Origin of the sequence: Ruminococcus sp. RTP21358st1_G6_RTP21358_211008 (genome assembly GCF_040908885.1) — a bacterium.
Taxonomy (GTDB): Bacteria; Bacillota; Clostridia; order Lachnospirales; family Lachnospiraceae; genus Blautia_A; species Blautia_A faecis.
In genome coordinates this window covers 40,158-49,529 of the sequence record NZ_JBDGDM010000032.1, presented here as the reverse complement: position 1 = coordinate 49,529, position 9,372 = coordinate 40,158, and the positions used below count along the sequence as shown (strand labels likewise).

At 40.8% G+C, this 9,372-nt stretch carries 9 protein-coding genes; 5 read left to right on the top strand and 4 right to left on the bottom strand.

What is annotated here, in order from left to right; translation table 11 throughout:
• Positions 1 to 204: 204 nt before the first annotated feature.
• Together AB5Z12_RS13320 and AB5Z12_RS13315 are read right to left on the bottom strand one after the other, a co-directional pair.
• Positions 205 to 621: a DUF1284 domain-containing protein gene (locus AB5Z12_RS13320; protein WP_306467730.1), complete on the bottom strand. Its 417-nt coding sequence runs from the start codon at positions 619 to 621 to the stop codon at positions 205 to 207.
• The gene (locus tag AB5Z12_RS13315; protein WP_148463559.1) at positions 605 to 1,162 is read right to left on the bottom strand and encodes a biotin transporter BioY; all 558 of its coding nucleotides are present in this window, start codon (positions 1,160 to 1,162) and stop codon (positions 605 to 607) included. Before AB5Z12_RS13315 ends, AB5Z12_RS13320 begins: the two co-directional genes overlap by 17 nt.
• A 165-nt stretch (positions 1,163 to 1,327) precedes the next feature.
• Between AB5Z12_RS13315 and AB5Z12_RS13310 the strand changes: the two genes are divergently transcribed.
• The 5 genes from AB5Z12_RS13310 to pduB all read left to right on the top strand — a co-directional run bounded on the left by AB5Z12_RS13310 (position 1,328) and on the right by pduB (position 7,460).
• A complete protein-coding gene (locus tag AB5Z12_RS13310; RefSeq protein ID WP_148463560.1) occupies positions 1,328 to 2,032 on the top strand; it encodes a LytTR family DNA-binding domain-containing protein in 705 nt (234 codons plus the stop codon).
• Positions 2,033 to 2,046: 14 nt separating this feature from the next.
• Positions 2,047 to 2,709 (top strand): sensor histidine kinase, encoded by a 663-nt coding sequence (locus tag AB5Z12_RS13305; protein ID WP_148463561.1) that lies wholly within the window; start codon positions 2,047 to 2,049, stop codon positions 2,707 to 2,709.
• 284 nt (positions 2,710 to 2,993) lie between these two features.
• Positions 2,994 to 4,823 carry an ABC transporter ATP-binding protein gene (locus AB5Z12_RS13300; protein WP_173769797.1) on the top strand — a complete coding sequence of 610 codons (1,830 nt, stop codon included), beginning with the start codon at positions 2,994 to 2,996 and terminating at the stop codon, positions 4,821 to 4,823.
• Entirely contained in the window at positions 4,810 to 6,681 is a 1,872-nt protein-coding gene (locus tag AB5Z12_RS13295) for an ABC transporter ATP-binding protein (protein ID WP_173769798.1), read from the top strand. The genes AB5Z12_RS13300 and AB5Z12_RS13295 overlap by 14 nt, the downstream gene beginning before the upstream one ends.
• A 65-nt stretch (positions 6,682 to 6,746) precedes the next feature.
• Positions 6,747 to 7,460: a microcompartment protein PduB gene (pduB, locus tag AB5Z12_RS13290; RefSeq protein ID WP_173769799.1), complete on the top strand. Its 714-nt coding sequence runs from the start codon at positions 6,747 to 6,749 to the stop codon at positions 7,458 to 7,460.
• 89 nt (positions 7,461 to 7,549) lie between these two features.
• On the opposite strand, the gene AB5Z12_RS13285 is transcribed toward pduB, so the two are convergent.
• Together AB5Z12_RS13285 and spoVG are read right to left on the bottom strand one after the other, a co-directional pair.
• Entirely contained in the window at positions 7,550 to 8,806 is a 1,257-nt protein-coding gene (locus AB5Z12_RS13285) for a hypothetical protein (RefSeq protein WP_173770893.1), read from the bottom strand.
• A gap of 272 nt (positions 8,807 to 9,078) precedes the next feature.
• On the bottom strand, positions 9,079 to 9,354 hold the full coding sequence (spoVG, locus tag AB5Z12_RS13280; RefSeq protein ID WP_173715856.1) for a septation regulator SpoVG: 276 nt from the start codon (positions 9,352 to 9,354) through the stop codon (positions 9,079 to 9,081).
• Between the last annotated feature and the right edge of the window lie 18 nt (positions 9,355 to 9,372).

Below are 9,372 nucleotides of genomic sequence, written 5' to 3'. Positions count from 1 at the left end.
TTAGACATAAAATATGCTCCCTCCTAAGTGACAAGTTTTTATTATTTCACTTGTCTACCTAGAAGGGAGCATATCACACCGACAGTCCCCTCTGTATTTTTCCCAAAAACTGCTAAATTTATTCTTTCGAAACTGGATTTACTTTGTCGCTATCCACCTGTAAAATTCCGAAAGATATTTTTATAAACATAATTCCCTGCCACTTCATTTACTCCACCGGCTCGGCTGTTCCTGGCAGATCCGGTTCCACTGGCAGTCACCGCAGATTTTCGTTCTTTTTCCCGTTTCAATAATTTTTTTCTGTACTGCTTCGGTAAATTCCGGGAATGCAAGTTTCTGACCTTCTTTTAAGCCGCATTCTGCCAGCACTGCATTGTCATATCTTTTCACCTTCTCGGCTGCCTCGCAGATTCCCTGGCTATTGTTTGGACAGGCTGAGCAGATTTCGTCAGTTTTTACTGTGAGACAAACATCTGCCCCTTTTGTAAAAAGCTCCAGCATTTCCTGCATATGGGCTGTAAATCCAGTGCTGTAGCCATTTCCGATAAAAAACGCCAGGCACATCCCGTGGTGAGGGCGAATGGGATATGTCTGACGTTCTTTTTTACTGCATTGGTACAAGCTTACGTACCCTTCTGGACAAAACAAATGCCAGAGCGATCTTTACAAGGTCAGGAATGATAAATGGAATTACGCACCAGCCCAGTACGGTTCCAAGTCCGACAGCTCCGGAGGTTCTTGTATATACAACCATGAACCAGATAGTTCCCATTGCGTAGCAGACAATCAGTCCGACTACCATGGAAAGAATCTGAATAACAGGCTTTTTGCCCCAGAGAGATTCCATAGCCCACATTACCAGGGCGGAGAAAAGAAATCCGATGATGTAACCGCCGGTATTGTTAAGAAGAATACCAAGTCCTCCTGAAAATCCTGCAAATACAGGAACACCAATAGCTCCAAGTAAAATGTAAACCAGTACAGCCAGGCTGCCTCTCTTTCCGCCAAGCACACCAACAGCCATAAATACACCAAATGTCTGTAATGTAAACGGCACTGTCATTGGAATGGAAATCCAGGAACAGATTGCGATCAGTACGGCGAAAATAGCTATGTATGCCAGGTCGTATGTTTTTGTCTTTGTTGCGGTTACGGTACTCATATTCTCCTCCTCGAGTAAATATTATTTTTGTCAGATACAATCTAACACAGTTACGTTGCAATTGTCAACCTATTATTTGTTTTTGGTTTACAATTCTCTTCGTGAAGAATCTGGACATGTTTCCCGCATACGTGCTATACTTCTGTAAAATGGAGGATTAAAAAATTGTGTCAAACATATAGAATTGCAATTTGTGATGACCTTGCCACAGACAGAAATTATCTTTCTTCTCTGTGCGAAATATGGGGCAGTCATAACAGTTATCATATACAGATTTCAGAATTTACATCAGCCGAAAATTTTTTGTTTCATTATGCCGAGAAAAAAGATTTTGACATTCTTCTCCTTGATATAGAAATGGGCGCCATGGATGGTGTTACCATGGCAAGGAAGCTGCGGCAGGATAATCAGACCGTACAAATTATATTTATCACCGGATACGCAGACTATATTTCTGACGGATATGAAGTAGATGCCCTTCACTATCTGATGAAGCCCATACAAGAAGAGAAGTTCTTTACAGTTCTTGACCGTGCAGTCACAAAGCTTATCAAGAATGAGAAGGTTCTTAACATAATCAGTCAGGGTGAGATGATTCGTCTGCCCATCTGTCAGATCAATTATGCAGAGGTAAACAGCAATTATATTACGATTCACAGTCAACAGACTATCACCCTGAAAATGACCTTAAGCGAATTGGAAAAAAAGCTGGATTCTCATTTTTTCAGAGCGGGACGTTCTGCTTTGGTAAATCTAAAAAAAATCAGCCGGGTTACAAAAAAAGAGATTTATTTGCAGGATGGAAGTATAATCCCCCTTCCACGCGGCGCTTATGAGAAGGTTAACCGGGCAATCATTAATATGGACTGATTTGGGAGATTAAAATGCATTTATTTTCGAAAAAAGCAGCTAAAAAAATGGCTGCATATCAGAAGGAACTGATTGAAACTCACTATCAGGAGGTTGATAATATGTACCGCCAGATGCGAGGCTGGCGCCATGATTATCGCAATCATATCCAAACAATGAAGGCTTATGCAGCCACAGAAAACTGGGACGCAATCAGACATTATCTCGATCTTCTTGACAAGGATCTTACCACAGTAGATACTGTGATAAAAACCGGAAATGCCATGACAGATGCTATTTTAAATTCTAAAATATCACTGGCACGGTCCAAAGATATTCAGGTAATTGCAGATGCTGACATTCCTGTTAAGCTGAATTCCTCTGAAATTGATCTTTGCTGTATTATTGGAAATTTATTCGACAATGCCATAGAAGCCAGCCTGCAGCTTCCCAAAGAAAAACGACTGATCCGCATTTATATGGACATGAAAAACACGCAGTTATACATTTCTTTCACTAACTTTACAGCGGGAAAGAAGTTGAAAAAACAGGGAAATCTTTTTAAAAGTACAAAAGGTGATGGTCATGGTCTGGGGCTGATCCGTATTGATGATATAGTAAAGCGATCTGATGGATATATCAGCCGAAACAGTGAAGAGGGCGCCTTTACCACTGAGATTTTACTGCCCCAGTTATAATTCATCCCCCGAAACATGCAATTCATCCCCGGTTTAATCCGGGGATATTTTTTCTGGTAAAATCATATTAAGAATCTTTTTAATGATACCAGAGTCAAAAGGTCAAAAATCCGATGCAAGCTCGCTTGCAAGAGGATTTTTGACCTCTTGACCCGCAAAAAACATGAGTAAGTAGCCATTTTCCGAAGAAAAATGAGCGGATTACGAATGTTTTTGAAGATTGCGGGAGTGCAAAGCACGTAGCAATCTGGTATCAAAAGAAAAATAAGAAAGAAGGGAAAATCATGTTTCAAAAAAATCCTGTATCAAAATACAGTACTTTTCAAAATATATGGTTCATGATTAAACTTGCCTGCACTTCTCAGGAGAAGAAAGTTCTGGTGATCAGCTTTTTTATCGCACTGTTAACCATTATACAGAACCTTCTTAACCTTTATGTTTCTCCTGTCATATTAAGTGCAATAGAAAATCATGTTTCCATTCAGGAACTGCTTTTTACAATTGTAATTTTTGTGCTTATGATAATGCTGGTATCAGCTGCATTGGCTTATGCAAATCAAAACGTAATTTGCGGACGGATCAGTGTCCGTTGTGAGATTGTAAATCTTTTAAACAAAAAAGCATCCACAACATCTTATCCCAATATAGACGATATGAAATTCAAAAAATTACTGACCAAATCGGCCGAATATACGGACAATAACGATCAGGCCACTGAAGCAATCTGGAATACACTAACTGTACTTTTGATCAATATTGTCTGTTTTTTTATTTACGCCGGTCTTCTTACACAAATTCATCCAATTCTGATTTTGGTCATTCTGTCAACTGCCGGAATCAGTTATTTTATCTCTCAAAGATTAGATGAATATAAGTATCAACATCGGGAGGAAGAAGCTGAATATATACATCAAATGGCATATTTATTAAACCGTGCAGCTGACTTTGGTGCAGCAAAAGATATCCGCATTTTCGGTCTTCGTTTCTGGCTGGAAGAATTATACAGCAAAACAGCCAGGGAATTTACAGCATTTCATCGAAAAGCAGAAAGTGTTTATATCTGGGCTGGAATTGCAGATTTGACTTTTACTTTTCTGCGCAATGGAGCGGTCTACGCATATTTAATTTATTTGGTATTATACCGCGGTCTTGATGTGCCTGCTTTTTTGCTTTATTTTACTGCAGTGGACAGTTTTTCAGGCTGGATTACAGGAATTCTGGAAGGACTTGGCACATTGCACCGACAGTCTCTTGATATTTCCACGGTCCGGGAATGTCTGGATTATCCGGAATTATTCCGTTTCAAAGATGGACTTACCTTAAATCAGGACGCTAAAAATAATTATGAAATTGTTTTGGAAAATGTTTCATTTCGCTATCCAGGAGCAGAAACAGATACTTTAAAAAATATAAATCTTACCTTACATCCAGGAGAAAATCTGGCAGTTGTAGGTCTTAATGGTGCTGGAAAAACTACGTTGATCAAAATAATCTGTGGGTTTCTTGATCCCACAAAGGGACAGGTAAAATTGAATGGAACAGATATCCGAAACTATAACAGAAAAGACTATTATAAGCTGTTCTCGGCAGTGTTTCAGGATTTTTCATTGTTAGCGGGAACCATTGCAGAAAATGTGGCGCAAACAGAAAATTTCGACCTGAAACAGGTGAAAAATTGTATCAAAAAAGCCGGCTTGCTTCCAAAAATAGAAGCTCTTCCAGATAAGTATCAAACCTTTCTGAATCGTGAGGTTTACAAAAATGCAATTATGTTTTCGGGTGGAGAAACACAGCGCCTTATGCTCGCCCGCGCATTATATAAAGATGCCCCTTTTATTATATTGGACGAACCAACTGCCGCACTCGATTCCATTGCTGAAGCAGACATTTATCAGAAATATGACGAAATGACAAAGGGAAAATCCTCAGTTTATATCTCCCATCGGCTCGCTTCTACCAGATTCTGCAGCAGAATCTTAATGCTGGAGCAGGGAGAAATACAGGAAGAAGGAACTCACGAAGAGCTGTTAAGGCAAAGTGGAAAATACGCTGCTCTCTATGAGGTTCAAAGCAAATATTACAGGGAAGGAGATGGGGAAAATGAAGACAAATGAGAAAAACATATCGTTAAAAGAAGCACTGCAGCTTAATCACAGAGCATATAAGCTTTTTTACCGATATTATCCAAAATTAATTCTTTCCCAAATCAGTCTGACCATCTGGAAAGCACTGACTCCCTATATAATCATATATTTATCTGCACTTGTTATTGAAGAACTTGCAGGCGACCGAAGCCCTGACCGCATTCGTTTTCTGGTAACGATTACTTTATTATCCGGAGCAGGAATCAGCTTGATATCTGCATTTCTTAAAAAATGGAAAAGGACTTGGAGCACAGGTCTTGGAATGAAAATCAAGCGAATTTTGTGCGAAAAACTTTTTGATATGGATTACTGTGATTTAGATGATAGCAAAACTATGGAGTTATATTCTTCCATTATTCAAAATCTCAATGGACCTGGGTGGGGACTATACAATGTTCTGTTAAATTATGAAGCTCTGTGTTCAGAAGGATTTTCGATCATTTGTGGCTTATCCATGACCATTTCCCTTTTCACCAGCCAGATTCCAAAAACAGCAGAAAAACTTGTTATTCTTAACAATCCGGTATGTGTAACAGCCATAATTTCTGTTATGGTACTGATTACCTGGTTTTCGCCTGTACTCGCTGGAAAGGCAGGAAAATACTGGGTCAGAAGTGCAGATCTGCATACCTTTTCCAATCGTTTGTTTGCATATTACGGACGTCTGGGCTATGATAGCAAAAAGGCAGCGGATATGCGGATTTACCAACAGGAAAAAATATGCGAAAAGCATAATCTGAGCAAAGAAAATCCTTTCGGTTCCAAGGGATTATTTGCCAGATATGGAAAGGGACCTGTTGGATTTTACATGGCAGCGTCTTCCGCAGTATCTGTAATTTTCACAGGGATTGCCTATGTTTTTGTATGCTTAAAAGCCTGGACAGGTGCCTTTGGAATCGGAGCGGTTACAAAATATATTTCCTCTATTACGAAAGTATATTCAAGTGTATCCGGCTGTATCTCCACCATTGAAGATATGCAAAACAATGCTGTTTTTCTGAAACAGACATTTGAATTTCTGGACATTCCCAATAACATGTATCAGGGAAGCCTGACTACTGAAAAACGCAGTGACCGAAAGTATGAAATAGAATTTCGAAATGTTTCTTTCCGATATCCGGGATGTGAACAATATGCCCTTCGAAATATTAATTTGAAATTTAAAATCGGTCAGAAGCTGGCTGTCGTTGGTATGAATGGAAGTGGAAAGACTACGTTTATCAAACTCCTATGTCGCCTTTACGATCCTACAGAAGGAAAAATTCTTCTTAACGGAATCGATATCCGAAAATATAATTACAAAGAATATATGATGATTTTTTCCGTGGTATTTCAGGACTTCAAACTCTTTTCCCTGACTCTTGGAGAAAATGTAGCCGCCAAAATCAATTATGACGAAGAAGAAGTAAAAAGTGCTCTGAAGAAATCCGGATTTTACAATCGCCTTTCCACAATGCCAGAAGGTCTGAATACTTATCTCTACAAGGATTTCAATAAAAAAGGAATTATCATTTCCGGCGGAGAGGCTCAGAAAATAGCTATTGCAAGAGCTATTTATAAGAATGCCCCTTTTATTATATTGGACGAACCGACTGCAGCTCTTGATCCCATTGCGGAAGCTGAAATATATGGAAAATTTAATGAAATAACAGGCGATAAAACTGCCATTTATATCAGTCATCGTCTGTCTTCCTGCAAATTTTGCGATAAAATAGTTGTATTTCATGAAGGATCTGTGATTCAAACTGGAACTCACCAGGAGCTTGCTGCCGATAAAAGTGGAAAATATTTCCAACTATGGACGGCGCAGGCGCAATATTATAGATAAACAGCTTTTCAATTTCCCTTAATCATGTTAAACTAAGGAAAAGTAATGCTACGGAGGTTTTTTCCATGGACGTACACAGTATCAGTACCAAATGCGCCCGCACTGAATTTGTGGGAACTGCTGTTCTGGATACCATCGGACTTGTAATTTCAGGAGTTGATGATACTCTTTTAAAGGAAATGAATATAGGGACACGCTATCATACCCTTGGACTTTTCAGTTCCCGTACAGGTGCAGCAGGTCAGATCACTGCTGTCGATGATGCGGTGAAAGCCACTGGCACAGAGGTTCTTTCCATTGAATTTCCACGGGATACCAAAGGCTGGGGTGGACACGGCAACTATATTGTGATTGGCGGAAATGATGTTTCAGATGTGCGCCACGCTATTTCGCTGGCGCTGGAACTAACTAATAAGTATGCAGGAGAATTATATATCAGCGAATCCGGTCATTTGGAGTTTGCTTTTTCAGCCAATGCAGGCGGTGCTCTTGCCATGGCCTTTCACGCAGTTCCAGGGGAAGCTTTCGGATTCATGGCAGGTTCTCCGGCAGCGATTGGACTTGTAATGGCAGACACTGCAATGAAGGCTTCTGCAGTTCATATTACACGCTATATGACACCGAGTATCGGTACAAGCCATTCCAATGAAGTTATCCTTGCCCTCTCCGGAGATGCCAGTGCTGTGAAAGAAGCTGTACTCCAGGCAAGACAGATCGGCCTGGAACTGCTGATCGGAATGGGAAGCTATCCGGAAATTCCGGGAGAACCGTATTTATAACAATCCCCCCTATATATTATTGCAGACAAATGCCCTGACAGGCAGAAGATTTTAATGATCTTAATCCTGTCAGGGCGTATTCTTTTTCCTTAATTCAGTCTGTAAACCTCCGCACTCTGAAGTCCAAATGCAAGTGCCTCTGAATGGCTGTTAAAATAAATATCCACATGTCCGTAAGGTGTTCCAAGATCCTCCACTGTATACACATTTCCATTGATCAGGAGCTGAGTTCCGAATGGCACACCAGCCATGGCAACGGTTCTTCCCGCTGTAGGAACAGTTCCGCTGGCTGTCAGGTTTCCTGCTGTTCCGCAGCACTGTGCACAGTTACAGTATGCGGTGAGAGTAAAGGTTCCAAGGTAGGTTCCCTGTGAAGATGAACTACTGCCCTCGGAAGAACTGTCGGAGCTTTCACTGCTGTCCGATGACTCGGTATAAGAATCATCATAGGCACTGCTGTCATCTGCGTCCTGATTGGAATCACTTTCAGACTCGCTGTAGTCATCGTAGGATTCCTCTGTGCCATAGTTTTCCCCGTCACTTGGTGACTGGGCGGCAGCCTCAGCTTCCTGGGCTACCTGCGCCTCCTGGGCTGCTTTCTCTGCCTCTGCAGCCTGCAAAAGGCTGTAAATACTGCTGTCTGCATTACTGATCTGTGTATTTAAAGCACTGATTTCATCCTGGCTGGCACTGATCTGATAAATATAGGACTGAATGTTCTCATTTGTGCTTGCAGTAAGTGCCTGTACCTCTTGCTGTTTGGCAGATTTCTCTGCCAGAAGTTCATTAATATTCTGAGCTTCCTCTTCTGCCTGCTCTTCCTGGGTCTTGATATCTGCCTGAAGGGCTTTATATTTAGCAAGCATGTTTCTGTCATACTGGGAAATCTGGGCTATATTCTCTGCACGGTTCAGAAACTGAGCCAGATCTTCTGAGGACAAAAGCAGCTCCAGCATGGAAGCACTTCCATTCTCATACATGTATACAATACGCTTCTTCATATCCTGATACTGCTTGTCCGCTGTGGCCTTGGCTTCCTCAAGCTGGGTATTCAGGGTTTTCAGCTCTTCTTCTTTCTCCGCTGCCTGAATTCCAAGCTCAGATACACTGTTGGTAAGGTCTGTATACTGAGCATTCAGCTCTTCCAGATAGCTTTCAAGCTCCTGCTTCTTGCTCTCCAGAGATGCCATGTCGGACTGCTGCTGTGCCAGTTCTGCCTGCGCAGCTTCTTTCTGTGCCTGTACATCAGCGATCTGTTCCTCCGTAGAAGCAGCAAATACTGCCCCAGGCATAGAAACAGTCATGATTCCAGTTAACAGCATTGCAAAAATCTTTTTAAATCTCATCTATGTAAACACCTCGTTATTTTTTTCGTAGGTCAAGTATAACATATTCCGTAATTTTTTCAACACTTTTATTTAACTTTTGTAACATTTACGTAATATTTCACGATTTTCCAGAATCTAGAAAGATAATAAATACATGGTTATAGAACAAATTCAGGCACAGTATACCGTGAAATAGTTTGGGCAAATCACAGGAATGTTTTTGCAAAAAAACACCCCGCATTTCATGAAACTCTCCATAAAATGCGGGGTTGTAAAAACCTCTTTACTTCTTATACCGCAGCTTCTTCCTCTGCTACAGCTTCCTGGTATTTCTCGAGAATGATCGTCTGGATCTTATCACGAGTGGAAGAATTGATAGGATGTGCGATATCCCGATATTCTCCATCGGTTGCTTTGCGGCTTGGCATTGCGATGAAAAGACCTTTCTCTCCTTCGATCACCTTGATGTCATGTACTACAAATTCTTCATCAATGGTAATGGAGACTACGGCTTTCATCTTCCCCTCCTTTGCAACCTTTCTCACCCGTACGTCTGTAATGTTCATTTTTGCTGCCCCTTTCCT

Coding starts and splice junctions, on each gene's coding strand:
- AB5Z12_RS13305 (WP_148463561.1), top strand. CDS start 2,047: ATGCATTTATTTTCGAAAAAAGCAGCTAAAAAAATGGCTGCATATCAG.
- spoVG (WP_173715856.1), bottom strand. CDS start 9,354: ATGAACATTACAGACGTACGGGTGAGAAAGGTTGCAAAGGAGGGGAAG.
- AB5Z12_RS13300 (WP_173769797.1), top strand. CDS start 2,994: ATGTTTCAAAAAAATCCTGTATCAAAATACAGTACTTTTCAAAATATA.
- AB5Z12_RS13315 (WP_148463559.1), bottom strand. CDS start 1,162: ATGAGTACCGTAACCGCAACAAAGACAAAAACATACGACCTGGCATAC.
- AB5Z12_RS13285 (WP_173770893.1), bottom strand. CDS start 8,806: ATGAGATTTAAAAAGATTTTTGCAATGCTGTTAACTGGAATCATGACT.
- AB5Z12_RS13295 (WP_173769798.1), top strand. CDS start 4,810: ATGAAGACAAATGAGAAAAACATATCGTTAAAAGAAGCACTGCAGCTT.
- pduB (WP_173769799.1), top strand. CDS start 6,747: ATGGACGTACACAGTATCAGTACCAAATGCGCCCGCACTGAATTTGTG.